Source organism: Saccharopolyspora elongata (genome assembly GCF_004348985.1).
In the GTDB taxonomy this organism is placed as follows: Bacteria; Actinomycetota; Actinomycetes; order Mycobacteriales; family Pseudonocardiaceae; genus Saccharopolyspora; species Saccharopolyspora elongata.
The window spans coordinates 1-346 of record NZ_SMKW01000271.1 but is presented as its reverse complement, the minus strand read 5'-3'; the positions used below and the strand labels follow the sequence as shown (position 1 = coordinate 346).

Annotated in this window: 1 protein-coding gene; it reads right to left on the bottom strand. The window is 71.4% G+C overall.

The annotated features are described in order from the left end of the window. Positions 1-346, bottom strand: a 346-nt coding sequence (locus tag E1288_RS46650) for a transposase (protein ID WP_132495781.1), incomplete at both ends; no start/stop codon positions are given.

Genomic DNA, 346 nt, shown 5'->3' with positions numbered 1-346 from the left:
AGGCGTCGCATGCCGTGGTACCAGGCGATCGTGCGCTCGACGACCCACCTGATCACGCCGAGTCCGGAGCCGTGGCCGGTTCCGCGTTCGGCGATCTGCGGGTCGATCCCCATGTCGCGCAACTCGTCCCGGTGTTTGTCGGAGTCGTAGGCGCGGTCGGCGTACAGCGCGTCGGGCCGGCGGCGGGGGCGCCCGCGCCTGCCTCGCACGGGCGGGATTGCCTCGACCAGCGGGAGGAGCTGGGTGACGTCATTGACGTTGCCGCCGGTCAGGCTGAATGCCGTCGGAATGCCACCGCCCTCGGTGATCACGTGGTGCTTGGAGCCTGGCCGGGCGCGGTCGACCG